Below are 26,528 nucleotides of genomic sequence, written 5' to 3'. Positions count from 1 at the left end.
CGGCTGCTCGCGGCGTCTTTGACGGTGGTTGTGCGCCCGGCCGTGCCGGTCACCGGCGTGCCGCTCGGGCTGGGCTGCGCGGGGGGATGGCGGGGGGGGGGGCGGGGGGGGCGCGCCGGCCCGCCCCCCCTCGACCAGGTCAGGCTGTCGGCGTTGCAGCGCGTCTGGCGGCCCCATGTCGCGACGGACGCGGAGGCGAGACGAGCCGCGCTGCTTCCATATCTCCTGGCCGTGGGGGCCACCGTGCTGGTCCCGCCCGTCGGTGCCGAGGAGTTGAGGGACGTCGTCGAGATGCTTCTGCCCCTGGTGCCTGAGGAGTCGATCACCGCCGCCGACTGAGACGCGACATCGATTCGCGCTCTGCGACATGGGCCGGCCGGTTTGCCGGGCGCCCCACGGCATCGCCGGTCGGGTTTCTGTGCGGTTCATGGCATCGGCCGGCTGCTTTCCCGCGCGGTCCGCGCCGTTGTTCGACCGGGTTTCCGGGCGGCCCACGTTCTTCTTCACCTGAGCGTTCAGCTGAGCGGGAGGAGGGACGGTGACCCGCCCGCACGACCCGGCGCCGGAGGATCCTTGCCGCCTTTCCATACCATGCCGTATGGTACGGTTCGAGTCGAGAGCGTACGAAGGGAGGACGACCTTGACGCACCTTCCTGATCCGGTGTGGCCCGTCGTGGTGCTGGCTTTCATACAGGTGGTCGACGCGATCCTGTGCGTCAGGCCAGTGGCTTTCGTCGCTCAGTGCCTGGAGGACGTGAAGTGGCCGCGAAGACACTGGTGGGTGATGTCGCCGATCAAGTTCGCGGCGGCGGCCGGCCTGCTGGCGGGCATATGGATCCCCTATCTGGGGGCGGTCACCTGCGCCGCGCTCGTCCTGTACTTCCTCGTCGCGATATCGATGCACGTGGCGGCGAGAGACTTCGGCAGGAACCTCTTCCTCAACGCCACGGGCATGCTCGTCGTCTGCCTCGCCACCGGCGTGTTCTGTTTCGTGATCCGGTGACGGCCGATCACGCGGGACGACACGTCGGCCGAGTCGGGGCAGCGGGTCAACGAGGAGGTGGGGGATGCCCGCCGTTCCCGCGTCTCCGGAAGGCGAACGTCATACCGGTTCTTCGCGACGGAGCGCTTCGATCACGGATCATCAGAAGAGACCGCGAAGGCGAGCTTCCGGCTCGCCCGCCGTGCCGGTCGCGCCTCCTCCGTCTGGACGCGAGACCGGCGCGGCGGGGCGAGCCGGAAACCATGGACGCGGGGTGACGTCCGCGTTCCCCTTCATGATCGAGCAGCCGGAATGGGGAAACAGCCCGTTTGAGCATTGCTTAAGGTGCGCTTACGCGTGATCTAACCAATGTCCGCTCACGCGTGGTTCGGGCAACGCTTCGCGCTTCGGGTGATCCGGTCGAGAGCCGGCCGTTCGCCTACGCGTACTCTGGCCGACGTCCGGAGAAGCACGTCGTGAGCCGGCCCGGTATCGGCCGTGGCGCACTCCGGCGCACTCCGGCGCGGTCCTCGACGTTCCGCCGCGCCGCTCAGCGCCTCGCGTCCCTGCGGGACCAGCGGCCGCCGACCAGACGCCGGGCGGTACGGGGGGGACGGTCGTGCGGTTCGGTGCGGAACCAGAGCTGGACTCTGGCGCCGCCGAGTGAGGACGCGTCGATTCGCAGGGTGCCGCCGGAGGACTCGGCGAGCCTGCGGGCGATGTCCAGGCCGAGCCCGGTGGATCCCGCCCCGCTGGTCCCACGTCGCAGCGCCGCCTCGGGGTCGCCGATGCCGGGACCGGCGTCGGCGATCAGCACGCCGACGGTGCCCGAGCCCTGGTGCAGGGTCACCGTGAACGCCGTGCCCTCGGGGGTGTGCCGGAAGACGTTGCCGAGCAGGGCGTCCACCACGGCGCTGAGCTCTCCTGCCGCGACCGGCACCCGTGCGGGCGCCGAGGCGCCGATCAGCTCCCATGGGCGCCTCTGGTCCTCGGCGAGCGCCGACCAGAAGGCGAGCCGTTCGCGCAGCACCTCGGCGGCGTCACAGTGGACGAGCTCCGGCGCGCGGGAGGGCTGCCTCGCCGCCGCGATGATCTGATCCACCTCGGCCTCCAGGCGGCTCAGCGCGCTCCTGCTCTGCTCGGCCTCGGGTCCCAGGTGGTCCAGGCTGAGCCGGAGCGCGGTGAGGGGGGTGCGCAGGCGGTGCGACAGGTCCGCGGCCATCTCCCTTTCCGCGGCCAGCAGCTGGGTCACGCGGTCGGCCATGCTGTTGAACGCCTCGCCGGCCGCGACGAGCTCGGGCGGCCCCTCGGGCTCGATGCGGACGCTGAGGTCCCCGGCGCCCAGGGCGCTCGCCGCCCGTCCCAGCCGCCGGGCCGAGCGCACCACGCGTACGCCCAGCCGGTCGCCGACCAGGAGCGATCCGGCGACGAGCACCGCGGCCACCCCGCTCAGCACCGCCCACGACGAGGCGACGCCTCGGGTGAGGTCGGCCGGCGGGATGAAGATCTCGATGACCACGGTCCTGTCACCGTCCAGGGCGACAGGGCGCAGCAGGAGGTAGCCGGTGTCCATCTCGGCGGTGATGGCCCGGGTCAGGCGGGAGGCCGCGGCCACGGTCTCCGCGGGGGCCCTCACGGTACCGGCCGAGCCGCCGCCGGCCAGGTGGACCCCGATGCGGTCCCGTGCGCCGGTGCTGAGCAGCGCGTGGGTGAGCCGGTCGGGATCGACGGTGATGGCGAGCACGGGGACCAGCGCCGAGGCCTGCCGCTCCGCCTCGGCCATGGCCCGGCCGTGGGCGATCTCCCTGACGATGAGTCCGAGCGGGATCAGGAAGGCGAGGGCGACCATCGAGGTTCCCGCGACGGTGAGCAGGGCGAGAGTCCGCCTCACGGCGGTGTGATCAGCATGACCCCCACGCCGCGTACGGTGTGCAGGTAGCGGGGGGAGGACGCGCTCTCGCCGAGCTTGCGCCGCAGCCATGACAGGTGGACGTCGATCGTCTGGTCGTCCCCGTAGGACTGTTGCCAGACCTCGGTGAGCAGTTCCTTGCGGGAGACCACCCGGTCGGCGCGGGTGGCGAGATAGGCGAGGAGGTCGAACTCGCGCCTGGTGAGGGTGAGCGGGGCACCGTCCAGGTGGGCCTCGCGCCGGTTGAGGTCCACCGACAGGGCGCCGACGCACAGGACCGGGGGTGGGGTCGCGCTCCGCGCCCGGCGCAGCACGGCGTCCAGGCGGGCGTTCAGGTGGTCGCCGGAGAACGGTTTGACCAGGTAGTCGTCGGCCCCCGCCTGGAGGAGACGGACGATCTCCGCCTCGTTGTCCCTGGCCGTGGCCACGATGACCGGGACGCTGGAGACGCTGCGGACCATCTTGAGCGCCTCCGCCCCGTCCAGGTCGGGCAGCCCGAGGTCGAGAACCACCGCGTCCGGGGGGTTCTGGGTGATCTCTCGCAGCGCGTCGAGCGCACGCCCCGCGCTGCGTACGGCGTGCTGGCGCCTGCTGAGTTCCTGGATGATCGCGGATCGTACGTATTCATCGTCTTCGACCACTAGCACCGTCGCCATGCCATGTAACGGTAGTGAACAGTGGGACATATGACGTAATAATTCACGATATGCGGCAGACGCTGGGGTTCATAGCGGTGTGGTGCGGGGCCACCGTCCTGGCGATCTCGGTCGCCTGGTTCGGCGTCCGCGACGTGCTCCGCAGCGAGGTCTTCGAGGACGCGAGCATCGAACCCATCAACGCCGCCATCGGACGTACGGGAAACCCGCGACTCCCCCGGGGAGCGCCCACGGGACCGCAGGTACTCGGCACGCCGACAGCGGCCTCCTCCGGGCCGGACCGGACCCCGGCGCCCCGCTCCACCGCGCCCGCACGCGACACCGCCAGGCCGAGTTCCGCCCCCTCTCCGTCGAGGACCGCCGCGGCGCCGGCCCGCACACGGGAGGGCGACTCCTCCCGTTCCGGGCCGTCGTCCACGCCTTCCAGGCCGCGCGGAACCCAGGCGGCCACCTCGTCGCCCGCCACACCCAGGGCGACGGCCACCAGGACGCGATCGATCTCCACCGAGAACCTGCGCGTGGTGAACGTCAAGGGTGGTTCGGTCTCGTTCGCCATCGAGAACGGCGTGTGCCGTCTGATCGCCGCCGCGCCCAACGCGGGCTACGAGGCCAAGGTCGCCTCGGCCACCGGCTGGATCAGGGTCGACCTCGTCCAGGGAGAGCACGGTTCCGCGGTCTTCTGCATCGGAGCGGAGGGCCGCACCGACCTGTGGGAGTACTAGGCCGCCCCTGATGGACGCCGGGGCGAGCGAGGGCCGGCCCTCAGGCGGGTCCGGGGTGCCGATCGCCGAGTTCGCGCAGTCGCGCGGCGGCCTCGGCGACGCGCTCCTCGGAAAAGACCGCGATGCCGTGCCGTTCGAGCAGGGCGGTGGTCACCCCGTGGCCGGGCACGCGCCCGCCCCCGAAGGCGCCGTCGTAGATGACCAGGCTGCCGCAGGAGGGACTGCCCTCCTTCAGAATCGCCACCCGCACACCGTGGGTCCGCGCGGCGGCGAGCGCCGCCCGTGCGCCGGAGAGAAAGGACTCCGTGACGTCGGCACCCTCGGCGGTCAGCACCCGGGCCGCCCCGGACAGCACCGCCTCACCCCCGGCGCCGTCCTCGATCTCCGCGGCCGGGCGCGGAACGGGCAGACCGCCCTCGACCTCGGGGCAGAACGGGACGAGCCGCCCCTGTCGCCGCCACGTGGCCAGCAGGGCGTCGCCGCTCGTCTTGGCGGCCCCGTCGTAGCGGACCTTCCGTCCCATCAGGCAGGCGCTGACCAGGATCCTCTCCACGGACCCAGAGTACGTGGCGCGGAGCGGAGGGCGAGGGGGCCGGGCAGTACCCTGCTGCCCATGCTTTTCGATCCCCTGAGGTCTCGATGATCGGCCCGCTCGCGACCGGCCTCATCCTGCTGTCGCTGTTGGTCGGGATCTTCGCGCTGGTGAGTACGGCGAGGAACAGGGCGATGAGCAGACCGCTCCTCGTCGTGCTCGGAGTGCTGGAGATCGGCCTGCTCGTCCAGGCCGGGTTCGTGATCGCCGCGCTGGTGCGGGGTGAGGGGCCCGCGGAGACGGCCACGCTCATCGGCTATCTGGCGGGCAGCCTGGTGATCCCGCCGGTGGCGGCGTTCTGGGGGATCGGTGAGCGGTCGCGCTGGGGGCCCGCGGTGATCGCGGTGGCGGGTTTCGCGATTCCCGGCATGGTCGGGCGGATGCTCCAGGTCTGGCAGGGGCTGCCGTGAGCGAACCGGCGATCGGCAGCGGGCCGGGGCGCGCGCTGGTGGCGGTCTACGGGGTGTTCGCCCTCGCCGCGGGGGCGCGTGCCGCCGTGCAGATCGCCACCCGGTTCCAGGAGGCTCCGCTGGCCTACGCGCTGTCGGCGTTCGCCGCGGCCGTCTACGTCGTGCTTACCGTGGCGCTGGCCAGGGGGAACAGGACCCTGGCGCTCGTCGCCTGCGGTGTCGAGCTGGCCGGGGTGCTCATCGTGGGAACGCTCAGCATGGTCGACCCCGAGGCCTTCCCGCGTGCCACGGTCTGGTCGGGTTACGGGAGCGGATATCTTTTCATCCCGTTTGTGCTTCCCGTCCTGGGCCTTTACTGGCTTTTGCGGCGCCGCTAGTTAGGCCCGTGCCTCACCGGGCAGGTCTGGTTCCCGAACCGACCAAACCACAAGGGAGGCACGGTCATGAGCTCGATTGAACAGTCAGTGGACGTCAACGTTCCGATCCGGACCGCGTACAACCAGTGGACCCAGTTCGAGAGCTTTCCCGAGTTCATGGAAGGCGTCGAGTCGATCAAGCAGCTGAGCGACACGCGTACGGCGTGGGTCGTCGAGATCGCCGGGGTCCGCCGGGAGTTCGAGGCGGAGATCACCGAGCAGCACCCCGACGAGCGGGTGGCCTGGAAGTCACTGGACAAGCCGCACCAGGCGGGCGTGGTGACCTTCCACCATCTCGGCCCCGACAGCACCCGGGTCACGTTGCAGATGGAGTACGACCCCGAGGGGTTCGTCGAGACCGTCGGTGACTGGCTGCAGCTCGTCCGGCTGCGCGTCCGTGGCGACCTGGAGCGTTTCAAGGCCTTCGTCGAGTCGCGCGGCGACGAGACCGGCGCGTGGCGCGGCGACGTTCCCGGCCCGCACGAGCGCGGCGGCGATGTCGCCGGCACCGGTGGGGTCACCGACCGGCCTCTGAGCGACCAGGGCCTGGGGGAGCATCGCGGCACCGGTACGGGGGGCGGTCACGGGTTCGGCGAGCCGATGCCGCCGCGTACGGTGGGCCAGCCCTACCCGGCGGACCCGGATCTTCCTCCGCCCGGTGGTGAGCCGCTGCCCCCGGCGGGGCGCAGGCCGGGCGAGGAGCCGCCGCTCACCCCGGGGCCGCGCATCTGACGCTCGCCGACCGGGGCCGCGTGCCCGGAAACCGCCGTCCGGACCTGGGGGGACTCTCGTCCGGGGTGGGCGTCCGGTGCGGTCGGTCCCGGGCCGCGCGTCCGATCCCAAGGCGCGCTCGGTGACGCCCCAGGCGTCCGCTGCCCGAACCGTCCGGGATTCCGGGCATCCGGAGGCGGGGGAGTCGCGCCGGTGCGTGAGAAAGCCGGGCCACGATCTGTAAAGAGGATCGTGGCCCGGCTTTCACGTTGTCAGTGATTCGTCCTGTTCGGATTCGGCACGCCAGGTCAGGAACAAACTGAGGTTTCACTCCTGTTACAGTCGGGGTCAGCCAATCATCCTACGATTGGATGAAACCACTGAGGAGGACTGAAACCAGCATGAGCGTGCTCACCCATCAGACCAGGGGCCGCACCGATGGAACCACGGGCTCTCTCGCCTGGTTGCTCGTACTGGGAATCGTCCTCGCGGCACTGAACCTGCGTACCGCCGTCACGAGCGTCGGACCGGTCCTCGACCAGATAACCTCCGGCCTCGGCATGACCGCCGTCGGAGCCGGGCTGCTCACCACGCTCCCGGTGCTCATCTTCGCCTCGGTCGGCGCGGTGACGCCCGCCCTCGCGGTGAGGGTCGGAGAGCACCGCCTTCTGCTCCTCGCCCTCGTCGTCCTCGGTGCGGGCCTGCTCATCCGCTCGATGGTGGGCTCGGCCGAGGTGTTCCTCTACAGCAGTGCCCTGGCGCTGTCGGGCGGCGCGGTGGGCAACGTGCTCATCCCCAGCCTGATCAAGCGTCACTTCCCCGGCCGGGCCGGGACCATGACCACCGTCTACACCACCGCCCTCGCGGTGGGCACGATGCTCGCGGCCGCCGCGACCGTGCCCATCCAGCGGGCCACCGACGGCAACTGGCATGTTGCCCTGGGGGTGTGGGGGGCGCTCGCGGCCGTCGCCGCCATTCCGTGGCTTGCGCTCTCGCGCAGTGAGCCGGAGCGGCGCGGCACGAGCGGGGGCACGGGGGCCCGTGCCCTGCTTCGTAGCAGGCTGGCCTGGGCGGTCGCCGCCTATTTCGGCACCCAGAGCATGGTCGCCTACATCATGTTCGGCTTCCTGCCGAAGATCCTGACCGACGGCGGCTACACCACCGCGCAGGCGGGCCTGGTGCTGGGCGTCTTCACCGCGATCGGTATCCCGGTCTCGCTCCTGGTGCCCTCGATCGCGTCGCGGTTCCCCGACCAGAGGCCCGTGGTTGCCGCCTTCGTCGTCTTCTACACGGTCGGATTCCTCGGACTCTGGCTCGGTCCCTCCGGCCTGGCCTGGGTCTTCGCGAGCCTGGTGGGCGTCGGCATGGGGTCGTTCCCCCTCGCGCTCACGATGCTCGCCATGCGCACCCGCACCCCCGAGGCGACGGCCGCGCTGTCGGCCTTCGGGCAGAGTGTCGGATACCTCATCGCGGGTGCCGGGCCCCTGGTCGTCGGCGTCATGCACGAATCGACCGGCGGCTGGACGCTGCCGTTCCTGCTGCTGTTCGCGGTGGTCGCCGTCCAGTTCGTGACCGGCTGGCACGCCGGTCGCCCTGGATATCTGGAGGACGAGCGGTCCCTCGCGCGCTGATCGACCGCGCCGATGCGGCTCGCGCCCCTTCGGGGGCGGCGCGAGCCGCATCGGCATGAACATCGGCATGACGAGATGACGCCGATCGCGGACTCGACGCGCGTCACGCGTCCCGGCGGAAAGGCCGAGGGGGTTCGGCCGGCCGCCACCCGGTAAACAGTTGTTTACCGTCGCCCTCTACCATGCGAAGGCGGCAGTCGACAGCGGAGGAGCGGGCAGTGACGGGAACGACCCTCGCCGAACCTGGCACCACACGGCAGGGCAGACATCTCTGGCTGACCCTGGTGGCGCTCTCCACCGCCGGAATGGTCGTGTCCGTGCAGCAGACCGTGGTCATTCCGCTGCTGCCCAGGCTCATGGTCACCTTCGGCGCGTCGGTGGCCGAGGTCACCTGGGTCTTCACCGCCTCGCTGCTCGCCGCGGCGGTGGCCACGCCGCTGCTTTCGCGCCTCGGGGACATGTACGGCAAGAAGCGGATGATCCTGTTCACCGTCGGCCTGCTCGTACTGGGCTCGCTGGTCTGCGCCCTGTCCGGTTCCCTCCCCGTGCTGATCGCCGGGCGGGCTCTGCAGGGCGCCTCGGCGGCACTGATCCCGCTGGCCATCGGCATGATCAGGGACACCTTCCCGCCCGGCAGGGTCATGACGGCGATCGGGGTGGTCAGCGCCACCATGGGTGTCGGCGGCAGCCTCGGCATGATCGTCACCGGCCTGATCGCCGACCGCACCCCCGATCACCACCCGGTCTTCTGGATCACGGCTGGGCTCAGCGCGCTCGCGATCGTTCTCATCGTGCTGAGCGCTCCCGGCGACGGAGCCGGCGCCGGGGGCCGTCCCGACCTCATCGGCGCGGTACTGCTGTCGGCCTGGCTGGTCTGCCTGCTGCTGGCGATCTCCAAGGGCAACGACTGGGGCTGGAGTTCGGGAGTCGTCCTGTGGCTGTTCGCGGGCGCGGGCGGATTCTGTGCCGTCTGGGTCTTCAGCCAGCTGCGGCTCCGGGCGCCGATGGTACGGCTCCACCTGCTCGTCGGGCGTCGGTCCCTGCCGGCCAACGTGGCGTCGATGCTCCTGGGTTTCGCCATGTTCGGCTCCTTCACCCTGGTCTCAGGATTCATCCAGACACCCTCGTCCGCCGGGTACGGCTTCGGCGGGTCGGTCCTCGACGTCGGCGTCTACGCCCTGCCCAGCACCGTGACGATGCTGCTCGCCTCCTTCACGGCGGGCCGTCTCTCCGCCCGGCTCGGTCCCGCCTACTCCCTCGCCCTCGGCGCGGGCCTGTGCGCCACCGGATTCGGCTGGTTCACCCTTTTCAACGACTCGGTGCTCCATCTGGTCGGCTCCAACGCCGTACAGGGCCTGGGGTTCGGCATCGGCTACGCCGCGCTGGGGGCCCTCGCCGTGCAGCACGTGTCCAGGGACCAGAGCGGTATCGCGAGCGGCATCAACTCCCTGGTCCGCTCCATCGGCGGCAGCCTCTCCGGCGCCGCGACCTCCGCGCTCCTCACCTCGATCACCATCGCGGGAACCTCCGTCCCCTCCCGCGACGCGTACGTGATCTCCTTCGGCATCATCACCGCGAGCGCCGCGGGCTCCGCGGCCGTCGCGCTCGCGACCGGAATGAGGGCGCGAGGACTGTCCCGAATCGGCTAGGATTTCATCTGCATCGCAAGGGGCTATGGCGCAGCTGGTAGCGCGCCTCCATGGCATGGAGGAGGTCTGGGGTTCGAATCCCCATAGCTCCACGTGTGACCGGGACCTGCGGGTCCGCCTTCAGGGGCGGCTTCCCGCAGGTCCCGTTCTCGTTTACCCGGCGGGACGACCCCCGGGTCCTCCCACTCGGAGTCCGGGTCGAGTGAGCCGTGCCTTTGCTCGCAGGGTTCTTCCGGTGACCGGCGTTCGCCTTTTGTGTGGTGGCTCCGTTGCGGGCCGCCTATTTCCCGCGGTGGATATGAGACGTACGATGCGGGCGATATAGGCAGCGGGAGGAATCCTGGCATGGCTGATACGGTCGTTCCGTTCGAGCTTTTCGGCTCCGACTATTTTCGTGACCCCTATACGGCGCTTGACTGGTTGCGGGTCAACTCGCCTGTTCATCGATACGTCTTCCCGCTCGGCGACGTCCCCATGTGGGTGGTGACCAGATACGACGACGCTCAGGCCATCCTCGCCGACACGCGGTTCAGCACCGCCGAGTGGCGCGGGAGCGCCGAATTCCACGCGGCGGGATTGTCCATCGGTGGAGAGAGCATACTGGCGCAGACCATTCCGGGACTCGATCCACCGCAGCACACCCGGGTCCGGCGGTGCGCCATGAGCGCGTTCACTCCGCGAGCCGTCGAAAAATGGCGGGAGGATATCCGGCGCGTTATCGACCTGACCATAAAAGATTGGGAACCGGGGCAGGAACGGGATCTGGTGTCGGAGTTCGCGGCGCCGATTCCACCTTCTGTGATCGCGACGCGCCTCGGGTTCACCCTGGAGGGGCGGGAGGATCTCGCCCGGGACGTGGACCTGCTCATCTCCACCGACCCGGCCGAACATCCGCTGATTCCGGGGGCGCGGGAGCGTTTCTGCGAACGGGGCCGCGAGCTCGTCGCCAGGAAGCGGGCCGAACCGGGTGACGACCTCACCTCCGCCTTCATCCGCGCGGCGGACGAGGAGGGGCGGATCACCGAGGACGAGCTGGTGGCGATGGTGATCATCATGATCATCGCGGGGGTCGGGACGACCAAGATGTTCATCGGCAACGCGATGCTGGCGCTGCTGGACCACCCCGACCAGCGCGCGCTGGTCACCGGGGATCCAGGCGTCCTGGGCCGGTCGGGCATCGAGGAGCTGCTGCGCTACGAGTCGCCGGTCGCCTCCGTGCCCTGGCGGTTCCCCACCGAGGCGATCAAGGTGAGGGACGTGGAGATCGCGGCCGGTGAGCCGGTGATGGTCATGATCGCGTCGGCCAACCGTGACCCGGAGGTCTTCGACGATCCGCATCGCCTCGACCTCACCCGCAGCGGGGCGCGTCACCTGGGACTCGGGCACGGTATCCACAACTGCCTCGGGGCGGCCGCCGCGCGGTTGATCAGCGAGATGGCTCTCGCCACTCTCGTCGAGCGGTTCCCGGATCTGCGGCTCGCCTGCCCCCGGGAGGAGATACGGCGTCACGAGGTGTGGGCGTTGAACGACTACCGTGCTCTGCCCGTCGTCCTGTGACGGGCCGGCGTCTGGAGGTGGACCGAGCCCTGTGTTTCGGCACCGGGCTCTGTTCCGCGACGGCCCCCGGGCTGTTCACGCTCGGCGCGGATCGGATCGCCGTCGCGCGCGAGGGCGAACTCACCGACCCGGACGACATCTCGCTGGCCGAGGAGGTGGCGGACTGCTGCCCCCGTGAAGCGATCATCCTCCGTTCCCGGGACGCGGGTTGAGCCGTCGCGACCCGGTCATCTCGTGAACCCGCCGGCGCCGCACCGCGGTATGCCGGACCCGCGCCGTAGTCCTCCGGCGCGGGTCCGGCGCCCACGGATCGCGTGCGGCGATCATCGAACCTCTTTTGCGTGGCGCGGCTCGCGTCGGGACAGGGCTACCTCGATTCCTGCCGTGGCGGCCGATTCGCGCCGCGCGACCTAGGATCGGGCCATGCCGTTGACCGCGAACGACGTCGGCCGGTTCGAGGCCTCCAGACCGCGCCTGGAGGCCATCGCCTATCGCCTCCTCGGCTCCGGCGGGGAGGCCGAGGACGCCGTGCAGGAGACGTTCCTGCGCTGGCAGGCCGCCGACGTCGGCCGCATCGAGGTCCCCGAGGCCTGGCTGACGAAGGTCCTCACCAACCTGTGCCTCAACCAGCTCGCCTCCGCGCGGGCGCGCCGCGAGACCTACGTGGGCCAGTGGCTTCCCGAACCGCTGCTCGCCGGAGACCCGATGCTCGGCCCGGCCGAGACCGCCGAGCAGCGCGAATCGGTCTCGTACGCGGTCCTCACCCTCATGGAGCGCCTCCACCCCAACGAGCGGGCGGTGTACGTGCTGCGGGAGGCCTTCGGCTACTCGCACCGGGAGATCGCCGAGATCCTCGACATCACCGAGGGGGCCAGCCAGCAGATCTTCCACCGGGCCAGGAAGCGCGTCGCGGACGGCAAAGCCCGAACAGAGGTCGACGAGGCCGCGACCCGGCGGATCGTCGAGGAGTTCCTGGCGGCCGCGGCCGGCGGCCAGGTCGAATCGCTCGTGCGGCTGCTCACCGAGGACGTCGTCTCGATCGGAGACGGTGGAGGAAAGGTTCCGGCCCGCGCCACGGCGTTCGAGGGCTCCGTCGCGGTCGCGAAGTTCCTGCGGGGCCTGTTCGCGTTCGGCAAGGGCGTACGCGCCGTGGTCGGCGGTGTGCCCGAGGTCTACGCCTGGACCGCCAACGGTGACCCCGCCGTCGTGGCCGTCATGGACGGCCGGGTCGTCGGTGTCATGTGCCTGGAGGTCACCGCCGAGGGCATCGCCGCGTTCCGTCACCAGGTCAATCCCGACAAGCTCGACCGCGCGACCGCGCGCTGGGCGGCCACCGATCACGGGGAGCCTCTGTTCGGCGCCTCCTGATCACTTCCGATCACTGTGTGAGGTGCTTCACATCGCGTTCCTGTCAGGAAACGGCGGGCCGCCCGGTTCAAAGGGCAAACCCGCGCGAGACAGGAGCAAGGGAATGCAGCACCGCATCATCGTTCTTGGAGCCGGATATGCCGGAGCCATCGCCGCCGGTCGCCTCGCCAGGCGGCTCCGCCGTGAGGACGTCGCGATCACCCTCGTCAACGCCGAGCCCGACTTCGTGGAACGCGTCCGTATGCACCAGCTGGCGGTCGGCCAGGATCTCAGGCCCCGGCCGTTCAGTGAGATGTTCGCAGGCACTGGCGTCGAACTGCGGATCGCGAAGGTCACCGGCGTCGACGTCGACGGCAGGACCGTCGCCGTCGTCGACGCGAACGGCGCGGAAGAACTCGCCTACGACACGCTCGTCTACGCCCTGGGCAGCGGCTGGAACTCCCAGGGCGTCCCCGGGAGCGCCGAGCACGCCTACGAGATCGCCGGCCGGCCCGGAGCACTCCGGCTGCGTGAGCGCCTGGCACGCCTGGGCGCCGGACAGAGCGTGGTCGTCGTCGGCGGAGGTCTCACCGGCCTGGAGGCCGCGGCCGAGATCGCCGAGGCGCGCCCGGACCTCGACGTCGCGCTCGCCGTCCGCGGCGACCTCGGTGGCCACTTCTCGTCCAGGGGCCGCGAGCATCTGCGGAAGGTCTTCGGCAAGCTCAAGATCACCGTGCACGAGCACGCCGTCGTCACCGGGGTCGAGGCCGAGCGCGTCACCACCGCCGACGGCAGGGGCATCCCGGCCGCGGTCACCGTGTGGACCACCGGCTTCGCCGTCCACCCGATCGCGGCGGCGACCGGCCTGAAGGTCACCGGCACCGGCCAGATCGTGGTCGACGAGACCATGCGCTCGGTCTCGCACCCGGAGGTGTACGCCGTCGGCGACGCGGCGATGGTGGCGGGCCCAGGCGGCAAGCCGCTGCGGATGTCGTGCGCCTCGGGAGGGCCGACCGCGTGGCAGGCCGCCGACGCGATCGCGGCGCGCCTGACCGGCGGGAGACTCCCGAACACGCCGATCCGCTACATCAATCAGTGCGTCTCACTGGGGCGCGGGGAGGGGCTGATCCAGTACGTCACCGCCGACGACCGTGCGGTGCGGGCGGTCCTGACCGGACGGTTCGCGGCCGTCTACAAGGAGCTGGTCTGCAGGGGCGCCGCCTGGGGCGTCGCGAACCCGACGCTCGGGCTGCCGGTTCGGCGCCGCCGTGTCACGCGGGAGCGGGCCGCGGTGGTCGGCTCGTGATCGACCGGTGGTTCCCGGACCGGGTGGGCTTGCCCCCGGTCGGTGGGTGACGGTCCGGCGTCGCGGCCCTGATCACACCTGACTGGCTTCGCCCGGGGCCGAGGTGGCGCGTCCCTCGGCCGGACGTGACCGTGAACCCGCCGTTCGGGGGCGGCGGTGTCAGTGGTCAGTCCCGCAGTCCGGTGTGCGGGAGACGGCCGAGAAGGGTTCGGACGGCGGCGGTGTGGGGGGAGGGGAGGACCTGGGTCAGGAAGACGGCGGTGAGGTGGTGGTGGGGGTCGACGAGGAAGGTCGTCCCGGCCGCGCCGGACCAGCCGTACTGGCCGGGGGCGCAGGTGACGCCACGGAAGGTCGGATCCAGGTCGGTGGAGAAGCCCAGGCCGAAGCCGAGGCCGTCGTAGCGACCGGGTTCGGGGATCGTCACGGCGGCCTGGGCGAGATCGACGCCGCCGGGCAGGTGGTTGGCGGTCATGAGGTTCACCGTGTGGCGCTCCAGGAGGCGGACGCCGTCGAGGGCGCCGCCGCCCAGCAGCATCTGGGTGAAGCGGTGGTAGTCGGCCATGGTCGACAGCAGCCCGCCGCCGCCGCACAGGAAACCTGAGCTCTCCAGCACCGTGTCCTCGGCGTCCTCGGCGTCCTCGGCACGTTCGACCAGGCCGCCGCCCTCGCCGGGGGCGTACACGCGGGCTAGACGGGCGCGCTGTGCCGGGGTCGGGGTGAAAGTGGTGTCGGTCATTCCCAGTGGCGCGAAGACGCGTTCGGTGAGGAAGGCGTCCAGGCTCTGTCCGGAGACGACCTCGATCAGGCGGCCGAGAACGTCGGTGGAGACGCCGTAGTTCCAGCGGCTGCCGGGTTCGAACAGCAGCGGAAGCCCGGCCCAGGCGTCGGTGAGCTCGGCCAGATCGCGGCCCGGGGGCTGTGGTGAGCCGAGGCCCCGGGCGCGGTACATCTCGTCCAGCGGGTGGTCCAGGAAGGCACCGTAGGACAGGCCCGAGGTGTGCTGGAGCAGGTGGCGAACCCGGATGGGGCCCCGCGTCGGCTCGGTCACCGGGGCGTCCGCGTCGCCGCCGGTGAAGATCCTCATATCGCGGAAGGCCGGTAGGTGGCGTTCCAGCGGGTCGGTCAGGTCGAATCGGCCCTCCTCGTGGAGGATCATCGCGGCGACCGAGGTGACGGGTTTGGTCATCGAGTAGATCCGGAAGAGCGTGTCGTCACGGTCGTCCATGCCGTAGGAGCGGTGGTGGACGATCTGCCCGTGCCGACTCACCAGGAGTTGCCAGCCGGGGAGAAGGCCGTTGTCGACGTACTCGCGCAGTCGCTCGTCGAGGGTGGCCAGGCTCGACGGGGCGAGTCCGTGGGAGGCGGGGTTCACCGTGGTCCGCATGGGCCGTTTCCTCTCCGGACGGTGAGACGTCCCTCATCGAAGGGACCCGCGCGATGCTGCCGTACGGTGTGGCATCGAGTCAAGGCTGTGGACCTACGTTCACAAGTGTGAACCACAAAGCCCCCTACGGTCCGATTACTCGACAAATCGGGCATATGTGAAACTAGCTATCAAATATCTTCTTAGTGGATCAAACGTGTTCGGCTAGTTCACATATATGAACTTCGGTTCTCATCCTTGACAGTTCGGGGCGAGGTAGCGCACGATTCCGCTCGTGTGAACAGTGCGTTACAAAGGCGCGTTCCGGAGGGCCGTAAACCAGAAGGGCAGTTCGCGATGATGAGGCAGCAGACAAGCCCGGCGTTGAGTTCGCCGCGCACCGGAGGGCGCGTCGACCCGTTGGGCATGCCGGGCACGCCGCCACGCCTGTCCTGGTCGGTCTCGCCCGACGCCCGGATCGATCCCGGCACGTTCTTCGAGGTGTCCGTCGCCGCCTCGGAGCGCGCGTTGAGGGACGGCCCGCTGCTGTGGTCGGGCGGTGGCGAGCGCCCCTGGGTCGGCTACGGCGGCCCGGAACCCACCTCGCGCCAGAGGTTGTACTGGACGGTCACCGCCCTGGATCGTTCCGGCCTGCGCCTGACCGGCGACATCGCCTCATGGGAGGTCGGGCTCACCTCCGCCGCCGACTGGCGGGCCGGATGGATCCGCGCCGAGCCGGTGGCGTTCCCGCGCGAGAGCTGGGACCCCTGCCCTTACCTGCGACGCGAGTTCGACGTCGAGGACATGGGCTCGGTCCGGGTGTACGCGAGCGCGCTCGGCCTCTACCGCCTCTGGCTCAACGGGGTCGAGCTGACCTCCGGCGAGCTGTACCGGCCAGGCTGGACCGACTACGCCGTCCGCGTCCACCACCAGACCTTCGACGGCACGGCGGCGCTGCGGCGCGGCCGCAACACCCTCACCGCCGTCCTGGCCAAGGGCTGGTACGCGGGACGCCTCGGCCTGCTCCGCGAGCCCGGCTACTACGGCGACCGCCCGGCCTTCCTGGCGCAACTGGAGGTCGACGGCGTCCCCGTCGTGGGCACCGACGAGGAGTGGCGTACCGGCCACGGCGCGCTCCTCGCCTCCGACCTGCTGCGCGGCGAGATCCAGGACCTGCGCCAGGAGCCCGAGGGCTGGCACCTGAACGGGTTCGACGACAGCGGGTGGGCTCCGGCGCTGCCCTTCACCGCAGCGCCCGAGCTGGTCCTGCCGCAGCCGCACGACTCGATCACCGGTTACCGGACGCACCCCGGCAAGCTGGTCCACACGCACGCGCGCGGCCCGGCCGTCTTCGACTTCGGGCAGAACCTGGTCGGCTGGACCAGGCTCACCACGCCCTGCGCGCCCTCCGTCGAACTGATCGTGCGGCACGGCGAGATTCTCACGCCCGACCGGCTGGTCTACCGCGACAACCTGCGCGGCGCCTTCCAGGAGGACCACTACACCGTTCCCGACCCGGGGCCGCACCGCCTGGAGACCTCGTTCACGATGCACGGCTTCCGCTACGCCGAGGTGTGGGGGCTACCGGGGACGACGCCGTACGGCGCCTACGACGTGTTGCCCGAGACCTCGATCGAGGCGTGCTCCGTCACCGGGCTGCCCAGCAGGACGGGCTGGTTCGAGTGCTCCGACGACCGGCTGACCCGGCTGGCGAGCAACGTGGAGTGGACCGTACGGGACAACTTCCTGGAGGCGGTGACCGACTGTCCGCAGCGGGACGAACGGCACGGCTGGCTGGGCGACGCGGGAGTGATCGCCCCGACCGCCGCCTACCACTTCGACGTCTCCGCGTTCGTGGCCAAGTTCGCGCAGGACGCGGCCGACACCCAGGACGCCGAGGGGATCATCCGCAACTACGCCCCGGCCGTGCCGCCGAGCACGCTGAGACCGGGGGCACCAGGCTGGTCCGACGGTTTCGTCCGGCTGGTGCACCTGCTCGTCCAGCGCTACGGCGAGCTGGAGACCGCGCGGCGCCTGTTCGAGCCCATGACGCGCTTCCTCGGCCATGTCGACCGCGCCAACCCCGACGGCCTGCGGGTGAACCAGACCGGCGCGGACTTCGGGGACTGGCTCTCCCTGCCGGAGCGCGACGGGCTCCCGCGGCACACCGGGTTCGAGTACACCGGCGCGTACTCGACCACACCCCGGCCGATCGTCGGGACCGCGCACAGCTACCGCTCCTTCGTCCAGCTGTCGGAGATCGCCCGCCGGCTGGGCGAGGACGGCGAGGCGGCGCGGCTCGCGGCGAGGGCCGAGCGGATCCGCGAGGCGTACCTGGAGGCGTTCCTGCTGCCCGACGGCGACATCAAGGAGGCGACCCAGACCGCTTACGCCCAGGCCGTCGGGTACGGCCTGGTGCGAGGCGAGGCCGCGCGGGCGACGGCGGACCGGCTCCGCGAGAACATCGAGCGGATCGGACACGTGACCGCGGGGATCCACGGCGTCGAGCACGTGCTCCCCGTCCTGAGCGCCCACGGGCACGCCGACTTCGCCACCGGGCTGCTGCTCCGCGACCAGATGCCCGGCTGGCTCTACATGGTCGGCCAGGGCGCGACGACGATCTGGGAGAAGTGGGACGGCATCGAACCGGACGGGTCGCTGGCCACCGCCGAGATGAACTCCTTCAACCACTGCGCCCTCGGTGCGGTCGGCCGTCACCTCTTCGAGGGGGTGGCGGGCATCGACGCCACCGAGACCACCTGGACCGGCGAGGTCGCCGTGCGCGCCCGCTACACCCGCGAGCTCGACTGGGTCAGGGCCGGCTACGACAGTCCGGTCGGTCCGATCCGCAGCCACTGGAGATGGTCGGGCGAGGTCGTCGAGCACGAGCTGGAGGTGCCGGGGGCCGCGTACGCGACCGTGCACGCGCCGGTCGGCGCCGCGCTGGAGGCCGGGGACGCGACCCCGTCTCCGACTCCGGCGGGGCACGTCCGGCTCGGCCCCGGTCGCCACACGGTCCGCGTGCACCTGGGCCCGCGATGAGGACGCGGAGAGTGCTGCTGCGGCTGGCCCGGCTGGCGGCCGTGCTGATCGTGGTGTCGACCCTGTGCTTCCTGAGCCTCAACCTGCTGCCAGGAGACCCGGCCAGGGCGATCCTCGGCGAGTCGGGCACCCCCCAGTCGGTGGCGGCCCTGCGCCAGGAACTCGGGCTGGACCGGCCGCTCGCCGACCGCTACGTGAACTGGCTGGGCGACATCCTGCGGGGCGACTTCGGCCGCTCCTACGCCAACCGGCAGCCGGTCGCCGACATCATCCTGGCGCGGGCGCCGGTCACCGTCGAGCTCATCGTCCTCAGCCAGATCATCGCGCTCGCGGCGGCCGTGCCCCTCGCGGCGGTCGCCGCGATCAAACGGGGGACCGTGGTGGACCGCGGCATCAGCTCACTGGTGTTCGTGGCCGTCTCGGTGCCCTCCTTCGTCCTCGCGTTCGTGCTGATCTGGGTGTTCGCGATCAAGCTCGGACTGTACCCGGCCAACGGCTTCGTCCCGATCAGCGCCGGACTGGGACAGAACCTCGGCTCGCTGTTCCTGCCCGCCCTCGCGCTCGCCGCCGGTCCGGCCGCGCTCTACCAGCGGGTGCTGCGGGCCGACCTGGTCGAGACATACGGACAGGAGTTCATGAACGTGGCACGTGCCAAGGGGATCTCGCCGCTGCGGATGGCCGTGCGGCACGCGTTCCGGCCCAGCCTGCTCGGGCTCACCACCTCGATCGGAGTGGTGGCGGGCGTGCTGATCGGGTCGAGTGTGATCATCGAGAACCTGTTCAGCCTGCCCGGACTGGGGTCGATCCTGGCCCAGTCGGTCAGTGCCCGCGACTACGTCACCGTGCAGGGGGTCGTGCTGGTGGCGGCCACGTCGTTCGTACTGATCAACGCGGTCGTGGACCTGCTGTACGGCTTCATCGACCCCCGGCTGCGAAAGACGCGGACGGCCGGCCGTCAGGCCGGGCGCGCGCGGGAGGTGCCGGTCGCGTGAGCACAGGACTTCTTCCCGCCGTGGGCGCCGCGAGCACATGGCGACGGCGGCTGCGCACCTGGCGGCTGACCGACGCGCTGTCGCTCACCTGGCTCGGGTTCCTCGCCCTCGCCGCGCTGGCCCTGCCGCTGTTCCTCCAGCTCGACACCGAGACGATGTCGTCGGCCGAACGGCTCGGCGGTCCTTCCGCCCAGCACTGGCTCGGCACCGACAACTACGGTCGTGACCTGCTCGCCCGAGCCCTGTCCGGGGCGAGGATCTCGCTCGGGATCGGGTTCGGCTCGGTCGCCGCGGCCGCCCTCATCGGAGTGCCGCTCGGCATGCTCGCGGGTTACCTGAGGGGCTGGGTGGACGCGGTCGTCTCCTTCGTGGTGGACGTGATCCTCGCCTTCCCCGGGCTGGTGCTGGCACTGGCGCTGGCCTCGTTCCTCGGGCCCTCGGTCGGCAACGTGATGATCGCGATCCTGGTGCCGATGACGCCGGTGTTCGTCCGGCTGGCCAAGGCGCAGACGATGTCGGTGGCGGGTCGGGAGTACGTCGAGGCGAGTCAGGTGATCGGCACCCGCACGTGGTCGATCGTGGTGCGTGACGTGCTGCCCAACATCCTCCAGCCCGTCATGGCGTACGCGCTGGTCAGCGTGGGTTCTGCGATCCTCATCGAGGGGGGCCTGAGCTTTTTGGGGATGGGCGTGCCGCCGGAGCAGCCCTCCTGGGGAAGCATGATCAACAGTGGCCGGATCTTCATCAGCGAGGATCCGCGCCTCGTCGCGGTGCCCTCGATGTTCATGCTGCTCACCATCCTGGGCCTGAACCTGATCGCCGACCGTTTCCTGTCCCGTTCCGACGCCGCGACGGCAGGTGTGCGATGACTCTCAACACGACCTCCGATGTCACCCCTGCCGCGACCCCGGGCGCCGGCGACGCGCTGCTGAGCATCCGGGACCTGGTCGTGGAGTTCCCGACCGGCGCCGGGACGGTCCGCGCGGTCGACCATGTGAGCCTCGAACTCGGCTACGGCGAGCGCCTGGGCATCGTCGGGGAGTCCGGGTCCGGCAAGAGCGTGCTGGCCCGCACCGCGATGGGACTCACCAGAGCGGGCACGGCCCGGATCAGCGGCCAGGTCGTGATCGCCGGGCACTCGGTGCTGGATCTCAAGGAGCGCCGCCGCCGTGCCCTGTGGGGGCGCGAGGTCGCGATGGTCTTCCAGGATCCGCTGAGCGCGCTGCACCCGATCACGCCGATCGGCGAGCAGATCGCCGAGGCGGTCCGCCGCGACCCCGAGGTGACCCGCCGCCAGGCCGCGGCGCGGGCCGTCGAGCTGCTGGAGACCGTGGGCATCCCGCAGGCCGCCCGGCGCGTCCACTCCCGCGCCCATGAGCTGTCCGGCGGAATGCGCCAGCGGGTGGCCATCGCGATGGCCGTCGCCTGCCGCCCCAAGCTCCTGTTCGCCGACGAGCCGACCACCGCGCTGGACGTCACCGTGCAGGCCCGCATCCTCGACCTGTTCGACGAGCTGTGCGCGAGCTTCGGGATCGGGCTGGTGATGGTCAGCCACGACCTCGGCGTCGTCGGCCGCCACACCGACCAGGTCGCCGTGATGTACGCCGGAAGGATCGCCGAGCGAGGGCCGGTGGGTGCCGTCTTCGCCCGGCCGAGCATGCACTACACCAGCTCGCTCATGGCCGCGATCCCGCGGCACCGCGCGACGGAGCAGTCCCTGCCGCGGCCGATCCCCGGGCAGCCGCCCAACCTGCTGAACCCACCCCCCGGCTGCCGTTTCGGCCCCCGGTGCGGGCACGCCTCGGCACGCTGCCGCGACGAGCAGCCGCCGTTGCTCGCGCTCGGCGACGTCCCCGGCCACGAGTACGCCTGCTGGCACCCGGGAAAGGCGAGCCGATGACGGAAGGCAAGCAGCCGATCTTCACGTTGGAGAACGGCTCCGTGCGGTACGGCAACGGACCCGAAGCCGTCTCGGACGTCTCGGTGCGGCTCTATCGGGGAGAGATCCTCGGCCTGGTCGGGGAGTCCGGCTGCGGGAAGTCCACCACGGCGCGGGCGATGCTCGGGCTGGTACCGCTGAGCAGCGGCCGGCTGACACTGCACGGCACGCCGGTGGGCGTCCACGAGCGGCGGCTGCGGGCGTCGGTGCAGGCGATCTTCCAGAACCCGGCCGCGTCGTTCAACCCGAAGAGGTCGTTGCTCGACTCGGTCGCCGAGCCGTTGCGGGTGCACGGCCAGGGCACGCGGCAGGAACGGCGCACACGGGCGCTGGCCGAGCTCGACCGGGTCGGCGTCACCGAGCAGATGGCGCTCCGCCGCCCGAACGAGGTCTCCGGCGGCCAGTGCCAGCGGGCCGCGATCGCGCGGGCCACGATCCTGCGGCCCGAGGTGCTCGTCTGCGACGAACCGGTCTCCGCGCTGGACGTCTCCATCCAGGCGCAGATCCTGGAACTGCTGGCCGAACTGCGCACCGAGCAGGGCCTGGCCATGCTGTTCATCTCCCACGACCTCGGCGTGGTCGCGTCCCTGTGCGACCGGACCGCCGTGATGTACGCCGGGCGGGTCGTCGAGCGGGGCACCGCACCGGACATCGCCAACAGTCCCCGCCACCCCTACTCGGTCGCCCTCCAGGACGCCGTGCCCTCGCTGGAGCCGGACGACGACCCCGCGCCCAGAATCCGCACCAGGACCGGGAGCGACGACGTGGACGGCCGGCTCCTGCCGGGCTGCCGCTTCGCCGCGCTGTGCCCCTCCGTCACCTCGGTGTGCACGACCACCCCGCCCCCGCTGGACGAACTGTCCCCGCGGCACGAGGTCGCCTGCCACCACCCGTTCGAGCCCGCCGTCCGCTGACCACCGCTCTTCCCCTTTTGAGAAAGAAGGCAAGGCAATGCGCGTCCCATATAGGGGTAGCCGTGTGAGCCGGGCGATCGCCCTGCTCATCGCGCCCGTCACCGTGGTCACCCTGGCCGCCTGCACGGTGCAGAGCGGCACCGCCGCCTCTCCTTCGGGAGCCGCCGCCGACGCCGCCCCGAAGGCGGGGGGCACCCTCACCGTCGCCGCCGGGGCCGACCTGACCACGCTGGACCCCTCCAAGGGCTCCGCCAACACGATGGCGCTGATCGGCTCGGCGGTCTACGACACGCTGATGACGGTGCCGAAGATCGGTGACCGGCCGGAGCCGAACCTGGCCAGGTCCCTGGTCGAGAGCGACGACAAGATGAGCTGGGAGATGACGCTGCCCACGGGCGTCAAATTCAGCGACGGCACGCCTTTCGACGCCGAGGCCGTGAAGTTCAACCTCGACCGCAACAGGGCCGAGGGCTCGACCGCCGCCGCGTTGCTGTCCTCCGTCGACTCCGTCGCGGTGAAGGACGACAGCACCGTCGTCATCAAGATGAAGAAGCCCTTCAGCAACCTGCCGTACGTGTTCTCCTACGACGGTTCCGGCACCGCCGGGTACGTGGCCTCCCCGACGGCGTTGAAGAAGCACGGCGACGACTACACCGCGCACGCCGCCGGGGCCGGGCCGTACAAGCTCCAGTCGTGGTCGCCGGGCAGCCCGGTGGAACTGGTCCGCAACCCCGAGTACTGGAACAAGGACAAGCAGGCCTACCTGGACAAGGTCGTGGTCAAGACCATCGCCGACCCGCAGAGTGCCTACCAGGCGCTGCTGGCCGGGGACATCGACCTGATGGCGACCACCTCCTCGACGCTGATGAAGACGGCGACGACGAACACCCAGGTCAACTTCGTCCAGGGCGTCGGCGGTGACCAGGACAGCATCATCCTCAACGTGACCAGGCCCCCCTTCGACGACGAGCGGGTCCGCCAGGCGGTGTCGAAGGCGCTCAACCGCCAGGAGATCGTCGACCTGACCACCGAGGGACTGGGCAAGCCGGCCGTGAGCCTCTTCCCCGAGGGCAACCCCTTCCACGGCACCGAGGCCGTCCCGGAGTACGACCTCGCGGGGGCCAAGGAGCTGATCGCGGCGTACGAGAGCGAGACGGGGAAGAAGGCCTCCTTCACCTACACCTGCAACAACGCCCGGGCGGCGAGTGACGTCATCGTCTCCCAGCTCAAGGCGGCCGGATTCGACGTGAAGCTGGACGCGCTGGAGAGTTCCGCCTGGCTGGCGCAGTTCTTCGGCAAGAAGTACGGGGCGATCTGCTGGACGATGGCCGGATTCCTCACCCCCGACCTGCTGCCGTACCGGTTCCTGCACTCGGGCGGCGACCTGAACACCGGCGGGTTCAAGGACGACGCCTTCGACGAGAAGGTCGAGGCGGCCCGTGTCGCCGGGAGCCCCGAGGAGCAGAAGAAGCTGTGGAACGAGGCGGACGCCGTCCTGACCACCAAGCTCCCGTGGGTGTGGACGACCAGCACGCCGATCGGCTTCATCTGGTCCAAGCGGGTGCACAGCGTCGACCTCGACGAGCCGAGCCGGCTGCGCTACAGCGTGCCGAGCTTCCTGAACGCGTGGGTGTCGGACTGACCTCGCGACCGGACGCCTGACCGAAGGGGAGGACGAAGATGGACTGGACCGATCGTGTCGGCGTCGTGACCGGCGCCGCGTCGGGTATCGGCGCGGCCACGGCTCTGCGCTTCGCCGCGCGCGGCATGCACGTGATCGGGTTCGACGTCGATGAGACCGGCCTGGCCGCCACTCGCGAGGCGATCGAGCGGATGGGCGGCACGGCGAGTGCCGAGGTGGTCGACGTCGGCGACGGCGAGGCGGTGCGCCGCGCCGTCGCCGGCATCGAGGCCGCGCACGGCCGCCTGGACGCGGTGGTCAACTGCGCGGTGAACTTCCTGGCCAGGGGCCTGGACGTGACGGCGGCCGACTGGGAGCGGGTGCTCCGCGTCAACGTGCAGGGCATCGGCAACGTGGTGCAGGCGGCGCATCCGCTGCTGGCCCGCTCCGGGGCGGGCGCGATCGTGAACACCGCCAGCATCTCGGCCCACGTCGCGCAGCCCGCCCGCTGGACCTACAACGCCACCAAGGGCGCCATCCTGACCCTGACCAAGTGCATGGCGATGGACCTCGCTCCGGACGGTATCCGGGTCAACGCGGTCAGCCCCGGCTGGATCTGGACCCCCGAGGTGAGCCGGGCCGCGAACGGCGACCGGGCCGCCGTCGAACCGGTCTGGGGCCGTTTCCACCTGCTGGGCCGCCTGGGCGAGCCGGACGAGGTGGCCCGCGCCATCGCCTTCCTGTGCTCCAGCGACGCCAGCTTCATCACCGGCGCGGAACTGCCCGTGGACGGCGGCTATCTGGCCATGGGCCCCGAAGGCCTGGGCGAGAACTCCAGCTTCGCCGGATCGGCTCCGGCGACGCGCATCGACAGCGATTCGAGGGACCCGCGTTGAACACGCACATCGTCATCACCGACACCAACCTGGGGGACGGCTCCATCGAGCGCGGAGTCCTGGTCCCCGAGTTCGAGGTGAGCCACCACGACGCCAGAAGCGAGGAGGAGGTGCTCAAGGTCGGCGCGGACGCCGACGGCCTGCTGGTGCAGTGGGCGCCGCTGACCGAGCGGGTCCTGTCCGGCCTGCCCCGGCTGCGCGCGGTCGTGCGGTACGGGATCGGCCTGGACAACATCGACCTCGCCGCCGCCGCCCGGCTGGGCATCGAGGTCCGCAACGTGGACGACTACTGCCTGGCGGAGGTGGCCGACCACGCGGTCGCGTCGATCTACGCCCACAACCGCAGGCTCGTCGCGGCGAGCCGGTCCTACACCGTGCGGGGGTGGACCACCGAGGGCATCGCCGCGCCGCTGTGTCCCGGTGAGGACCCGGTGGGCATCGCCGGGTTCGGGCGGATCGGCCGTGAGGTCGCCCGCCGCGCCACCGCGCTCGGCTTCCCCGTGCACGTGTGGGATCCGTACGTCGTCGACCTGCCCTCGGACGTCACCGGGCACGCGACGCCGGCCGGCCTCGCCGCGGCCGTCAACCACCTCACGCTGCACATGCCCTCGACCGAGCAGACCCGCGGCATCGTCGATCGGACGGTGCTGGAGGCGCTCGGTCCGGCCGGGCATCTGGTCAACACCGCCAGGGGAGCCCTGGTGGAGGAGTCCGCGCTGCTGGCCGCGCTGGAGGCGGGCACGCTGGGCTTCGCCTCGCTGGACGTGCTGGCGGGGGAGCCGCCGTCGGGGATCTCGGCGGAGCTGGCCGGGCACGACCGCGTGCTGGTGACCCCGCATGTCGCCTACCTCTCGACGAGGTCGCTGCCGATGCTGCAGCGGCGGGCCGCCGAGATCATGCGTGACCTGCTGAAGGCGGGCTGAGCACGGTGCGCGCTCTCGTCTACACCAAGCCGAGCACCGTCGAGCTGCTCGATGTCGCCGACCCCCGGCCGATCGACGGTGAGGCCCTCGTCCAGGTCCGCGCGGTCGGCATCTGCGGCAGCGAGCTGCACGGCATCCGCGACAGCGGTTTCCGGCGGCCACCGCTGATCATGGGCCACGAGTTCGCCGGGACCACCCCCGACGGCCGCCGGGTCACGGTCAACCCCCTGCTCAGCTGCGGGGTGTGCGACCTGTGCCTGCTGGGCCGCGATCATCTCTGCCGTGAGCGGGCCATCCTGGGCATCCACCGGGCGGGGGCGTTCGCGGAGTACGTCTGCGTACCCGAGAAGGCCCTGCATCCGATCGAGCCGTCCATGTCGTTCGAGACGGCGGCGATGATCGAGCCCCTCGCCAACGGCGTGCACGCGCTGAACCTCGCCCGCCCGGCCGAGGGCGCCCGCGTCGCCGTGCTGGGTGCCGGCACGATCGGCCTGGTCTCCATGCTCGCGGCCAGGCGGTTCTCCGACCAGGTGGTGGTCTGCGACCTGTCGCGGGAGCGGCTGGAGGTGGCCGAGCGCCTGGGCGCGACCGTCGTCACCACCTCTCTGCGGGGCGAGTTCGACATCGTCGTGGACGCCGTCGGCGCGGCGGCGACGCACCGCGTGTCGGTGCAGCACCTGCGCCCGGGCGGCACCGCCGTGTGGGTGGGGCTGCTCAGCAGCGACGCCGCCTTCGACGGACAGAAGATCGTCCGTGAGGAGAAGCGTGTCGTCGGCTCGTACTGCTACACGGCGGCCGAGTTCGCCGACGCCGTGAGGCTCGCGGGGAGCCTCACGCTGGACTGGGCGTCCTGTTTCGACCTGGCCGACGGCGCGGTCATCTTCGGCGAGCTGATGGAAGGACGACAGGATGTCGTCAAGGCGCTGCTGCGCCCGTGGGGAGGGGAGTGA

26 protein-coding genes and 1 tRNA gene are annotated in these 26,528 nt (G+C 70.9%); 22 read left to right on the top strand and 5 right to left on the bottom strand.

Annotation, left to right across the window (positions count from 1 at the left end; translation table 11 throughout):
- The coding region (locus tag ACFY3V_RS39075) for a hypothetical protein (protein ID WP_389780378.1) at nt 1–339 on the top strand (339 nt) is incomplete at its 5' end.
- Between the two features lie 301 nt (nt 340–640).
- Nucleotides 641–1,003, top strand: a complete 363-nt coding sequence (locus tag ACFY3V_RS39070; protein ID WP_362905364.1) for a DoxX family protein — start codon at nt 641–643, stop codon at nt 1,001–1,003.
- A gap of 529 nt (nt 1,004–1,532) precedes the next feature.
- Here ACFY3V_RS39070 and ACFY3V_RS39065 read toward each other — a convergent pair.
- Genes ACFY3V_RS39065 through ACFY3V_RS39055 form a run of 3 tightly spaced genes read right to left on the bottom strand, consistent with a single transcriptional unit; the run spans nt 1,533 to nt 4,079 of the window.
- Nucleotides 1,533–2,873 (bottom strand): ATP-binding protein, encoded by a 1,341-nt coding sequence (locus ACFY3V_RS39065; RefSeq protein ID WP_362905363.1) that lies wholly within the window; start codon nt 2,871–2,873, stop codon nt 1,533–1,535.
- The gene (locus tag ACFY3V_RS39060) at nt 2,870–3,547 is read right to left on the bottom strand and encodes a response regulator transcription factor (RefSeq protein ID WP_350945826.1); all 678 of its coding nucleotides are present in this window, start codon (nt 3,545–3,547) and stop codon (nt 2,870–2,872) included. Before ACFY3V_RS39060 ends, ACFY3V_RS39065 begins: the two co-directional genes overlap by 4 nt.
- 43 nt (nt 3,548–3,590) lie before the next feature.
- On the bottom strand, nt 3,591–4,079 hold the full coding sequence (locus tag ACFY3V_RS39055; protein WP_389780374.1) for a hypothetical protein: 489 nt from the start codon (nt 4,077–4,079) through the stop codon (nt 3,591–3,593).
- On the opposite strand from ACFY3V_RS39055, the gene ACFY3V_RS39050 reads away from it, so the two are divergent.
- On the top strand, nt 4,069–4,269 hold the full coding sequence (locus tag ACFY3V_RS39050; protein WP_350945828.1) for a hypothetical protein: 201 nt from the start codon (nt 4,069–4,071) through the stop codon (nt 4,267–4,269). The two genes, ACFY3V_RS39055 and ACFY3V_RS39050, sit on opposite strands and share 11 nt — an antisense overlap.
- Before the next feature lie 40 nt (nt 4,270–4,309).
- On the opposite strand, the gene ACFY3V_RS39045 is transcribed toward ACFY3V_RS39050, so the two are convergent.
- Nucleotides 4,310–4,822 (bottom strand): DUF523 domain-containing protein, encoded by a 513-nt coding sequence (locus tag ACFY3V_RS39045; RefSeq protein ID WP_389780372.1) that lies wholly within the window; start codon nt 4,820–4,822, stop codon nt 4,310–4,312.
- 86 nt (nt 4,823–4,908) lie between these two features.
- On the opposite strand from ACFY3V_RS39045, the gene ACFY3V_RS39040 reads away from it, so the two are divergent.
- The 10 genes from ACFY3V_RS39040 to ACFY3V_RS38995 all read left to right on the top strand — a co-directional run bounded on the left by ACFY3V_RS39040 (nt 4,909) and on the right by ACFY3V_RS38995 (nt 13,888).
- On the top strand, nt 4,909–5,271 hold the full coding sequence (locus ACFY3V_RS39040) for a hypothetical protein (protein WP_362905358.1): 363 nt from the start codon (nt 4,909–4,911) through the stop codon (nt 5,269–5,271).
- On the top strand, nt 5,268–5,648 hold the full coding sequence (locus tag ACFY3V_RS39035; RefSeq protein ID WP_350945831.1) for a hypothetical protein: 381 nt from the start codon (nt 5,268–5,270) through the stop codon (nt 5,646–5,648). Before ACFY3V_RS39040 ends, ACFY3V_RS39035 begins: the two co-directional genes overlap by 4 nt.
- A 66-nt stretch (nt 5,649–5,714) precedes the next feature.
- Nucleotides 5,715–6,419, top strand: a complete 705-nt coding sequence (locus tag ACFY3V_RS39030) for an SRPBCC family protein (protein WP_362905354.1) — start codon at nt 5,715–5,717, stop codon at nt 6,417–6,419.
- Nucleotides 6,420–6,799: 380 nt separating this feature from the next.
- Nucleotides 6,800–8,029 (top strand): CynX/NimT family MFS transporter, encoded by a 1,230-nt coding sequence (locus ACFY3V_RS39025; RefSeq protein WP_389780369.1) that lies wholly within the window; start codon nt 6,800–6,802, stop codon nt 8,027–8,029.
- Between the two features lie 218 nt (nt 8,030–8,247).
- Nucleotides 8,248–9,678 (top strand): MFS transporter, encoded by a 1,431-nt coding sequence (locus ACFY3V_RS39020; RefSeq protein WP_362905350.1) that lies wholly within the window; start codon nt 8,248–8,250, stop codon nt 9,676–9,678.
- 19 nt (nt 9,679–9,697) lie between these two features.
- A tRNA-Ala gene (locus tag ACFY3V_RS39015) sits at nt 9,698–9,770 on the top strand.
- 253 nt (nt 9,771–10,023) lie between these two features.
- Complete coding sequence (locus tag ACFY3V_RS39010) at nt 10,024–11,235, top strand: cytochrome P450 (RefSeq protein ID WP_362905348.1); 1,212 nt, start codon at nt 10,024–10,026, stop codon at nt 11,233–11,235.
- Entirely contained in the window at nt 11,232–11,447 is a 216-nt protein-coding gene (locus tag ACFY3V_RS39005; RefSeq protein ID WP_362905345.1) for a ferredoxin, read from the top strand. Before ACFY3V_RS39010 ends, ACFY3V_RS39005 begins: the two co-directional genes overlap by 4 nt.
- 211 nt (nt 11,448–11,658) lie before the next feature.
- On the top strand, nt 11,659–12,603 hold the full coding sequence (gene sigJ / locus ACFY3V_RS39000) for an RNA polymerase sigma factor SigJ (RefSeq protein ID WP_362905343.1): 945 nt from the start codon (nt 11,659–11,661) through the stop codon (nt 12,601–12,603).
- A gap of 103 nt (nt 12,604–12,706) precedes the next feature.
- Complete coding sequence (locus tag ACFY3V_RS38995) at nt 12,707–13,888, top strand: FAD-dependent oxidoreductase (RefSeq protein ID WP_362905341.1); 1,182 nt, start codon at nt 12,707–12,709, stop codon at nt 13,886–13,888.
- Nucleotides 13,889–14,054: 166 nt separating this feature from the next.
- On the opposite strand, the gene ACFY3V_RS38990 is transcribed toward ACFY3V_RS38995, so the two are convergent.
- Nucleotides 14,055–15,272: a serine hydrolase domain-containing protein gene (locus tag ACFY3V_RS38990; protein WP_389780365.1), complete on the bottom strand. Its 1,218-nt coding sequence runs from the start codon at nt 15,270–15,272 to the stop codon at nt 14,055–14,057.
- Between the two features lie 339 nt (nt 15,273–15,611).
- Between ACFY3V_RS38990 and ACFY3V_RS38985 the strand changes: the two genes are divergently transcribed.
- The 9 genes from ACFY3V_RS38985 to ACFY3V_RS38945 all read left to right on the top strand — a co-directional run bounded on the left by ACFY3V_RS38985 (nt 15,612) and on the right by ACFY3V_RS38945 (nt 26,528).
- Complete coding sequence (locus tag ACFY3V_RS38985; RefSeq protein ID WP_362905337.1) at nt 15,612–18,293, top strand: family 78 glycoside hydrolase catalytic domain; 2,682 nt, start codon at nt 15,612–15,614, stop codon at nt 18,291–18,293.
- A complete protein-coding gene (locus tag ACFY3V_RS38980; protein WP_350945841.1) occupies nt 18,290–19,285 on the top strand; it encodes an ABC transporter permease in 996 nt (331 codons plus the stop codon). The genes ACFY3V_RS38985 and ACFY3V_RS38980 overlap by 4 nt, the downstream gene beginning before the upstream one ends.
- Nucleotides 19,282–20,154 (top strand): ABC transporter permease, encoded by an 873-nt coding sequence (locus ACFY3V_RS38975; protein WP_350945842.1) that lies wholly within the window; start codon nt 19,282–19,284, stop codon nt 20,152–20,154. Before ACFY3V_RS38980 ends, ACFY3V_RS38975 begins: the two co-directional genes overlap by 4 nt.
- Entirely contained in the window at nt 20,151–21,185 is a 1,035-nt protein-coding gene (locus ACFY3V_RS38970; protein WP_362905333.1) for an ABC transporter ATP-binding protein, read from the top strand. Before ACFY3V_RS38975 ends, ACFY3V_RS38970 begins: the two co-directional genes overlap by 4 nt.
- Nucleotides 21,182–22,138: an ABC transporter ATP-binding protein gene (locus ACFY3V_RS38965; RefSeq protein ID WP_350945844.1), complete on the top strand. Its 957-nt coding sequence runs from the start codon at nt 21,182–21,184 to the stop codon at nt 22,136–22,138. The genes ACFY3V_RS38970 and ACFY3V_RS38965 overlap by 4 nt, the downstream gene beginning before the upstream one ends.
- Nucleotides 22,139–22,202: 64 nt before the next feature.
- A complete protein-coding gene (locus ACFY3V_RS38960) occupies nt 22,203–23,780 on the top strand; it encodes an ABC transporter substrate-binding protein (RefSeq protein ID WP_362905330.1) in 1,578 nt (525 codons plus the stop codon).
- A gap of 38 nt (nt 23,781–23,818) precedes the next feature.
- Nucleotides 23,819–24,655 carry an SDR family oxidoreductase gene (locus tag ACFY3V_RS38955; protein WP_350945846.1) on the top strand — a complete coding sequence of 279 codons (837 nt, stop codon included), beginning with the start codon at nt 23,819–23,821 and terminating at the stop codon, nt 24,653–24,655.
- The gene (locus ACFY3V_RS38950) at nt 24,652–25,578 is read left to right on the top strand and encodes an NAD(P)-dependent oxidoreductase (protein ID WP_362905326.1); all 927 of its coding nucleotides are present in this window, start codon (nt 24,652–24,654) and stop codon (nt 25,576–25,578) included. Before ACFY3V_RS38955 ends, ACFY3V_RS38950 begins: the two co-directional genes overlap by 4 nt.
- 5 nt (nt 25,579–25,583) lie before the next feature.
- Entirely contained in the window at nt 25,584–26,528 is a 945-nt protein-coding gene (locus ACFY3V_RS38945) for a zinc-binding dehydrogenase (RefSeq protein WP_389780360.1), read from the top strand.

Source organism: Streptosporangium sp. NPDC000095, assembly GCF_042899335.1.
GTDB lineage: Bacteria > Actinomycetota > Actinomycetes > Streptosporangiales > Streptosporangiaceae > Streptosporangium.
This window is presented reverse-complemented; position numbering and strand designations above follow the sequence as displayed.

Bases quoted from the DNA above. Each gene is read 5' to 3' on its own strand.
- ACFY3V_RS39040 (WP_362905358.1), top strand. From the start codon at position 4,909: ATGATCGGCCCGCTCGCGACCGGCCTCATCCTGCTGTCGCTGTTGGTC.
- ACFY3V_RS39060 (WP_350945826.1), bottom strand. From the start codon at position 3,547: ATGGCGACGGTGCTAGTGGTCGAAGACGATGAATACGTACGATCCGCG.
- ACFY3V_RS38970 (WP_362905333.1), top strand. From the start codon at position 20,151: ATGACTCTCAACACGACCTCCGATGTCACCCCTGCCGCGACCCCGGGC.
- ACFY3V_RS38955 (WP_350945846.1), top strand. From the start codon at position 23,819: ATGGACTGGACCGATCGTGTCGGCGTCGTGACCGGCGCCGCGTCGGGT.
- ACFY3V_RS39010 (WP_362905348.1), top strand. From the start codon at position 10,024: ATGGCTGATACGGTCGTTCCGTTCGAGCTTTTCGGCTCCGACTATTTT.
- ACFY3V_RS38965 (WP_350945844.1), top strand. From the start codon at position 21,182: ATGACGGAAGGCAAGCAGCCGATCTTCACGTTGGAGAACGGCTCCGTG.
- ACFY3V_RS39030 (WP_362905354.1), top strand. From the start codon at position 5,715: ATGAGCTCGATTGAACAGTCAGTGGACGTCAACGTTCCGATCCGGACC.
- ACFY3V_RS39025 (WP_389780369.1), top strand. From the start codon at position 6,800: ATGAGCGTGCTCACCCATCAGACCAGGGGCCGCACCGATGGAACCACG.
- ACFY3V_RS38980 (WP_350945841.1), top strand. From the start codon at position 18,290: ATGAGGACGCGGAGAGTGCTGCTGCGGCTGGCCCGGCTGGCGGCCGTG.
- ACFY3V_RS38985 (WP_362905337.1), top strand. From the start codon at position 15,612: ATGAGGCAGCAGACAAGCCCGGCGTTGAGTTCGCCGCGCACCGGAGGG.
- sigJ (WP_362905343.1), top strand. From the start codon at position 11,659: ATGCCGTTGACCGCGAACGACGTCGGCCGGTTCGAGGCCTCCAGACCG.
- ACFY3V_RS38995 (WP_362905341.1), top strand. From the start codon at position 12,707: ATGCAGCACCGCATCATCGTTCTTGGAGCCGGATATGCCGGAGCCATC.
- ACFY3V_RS38990 (WP_389780365.1), bottom strand. From the start codon at position 15,272: ATGCGGACCACGGTGAACCCCGCCTCCCACGGACTCGCCCCGTCGAGC.